This window comes from Paenibacillus sp. TSM33 (genome assembly GCF_056099025.1).
In genome coordinates this window covers 1-205 of sequence record NZ_JBLZXB010000098.1, presented here as the reverse complement: position 1 = coordinate 205, position 205 = coordinate 1, and the positions used below count along the sequence as shown (strand labels likewise).

Sequence of the window (205 nt, the reverse complement as noted above, 5' to 3'; positions counted from 1 at the left end):
GTTTCAGTTCCCCTGGTCTGCCTCTCACTCACCTATGAATTCAGTGAGTAGTGACTGTCGATGAAGACAGCCGGGTTTCCCCATTCGGACATCCCCGGATCAAAGCTTGCTTACAGCTCCCCGAGGCTTTATCGTTGTTCGCCACGTCCTTCGTCGGCTCCTGGCGCCTAGGCATCCTCCGTGTGCTCTTTGTAGCTTAACCTAG

General features: G+C 54.6%; 1 rRNA gene. It reads right to left on the bottom strand.

From position 1 onward, the window contains the following. Window positions 1–202: ribosomal RNA gene (locus ACN6NF_RS26060) — 23S ribosomal RNA — on the bottom strand; the annotation flags it as partial. Between the last annotated feature and the right edge of the window lie 3 nt (window positions 203–205).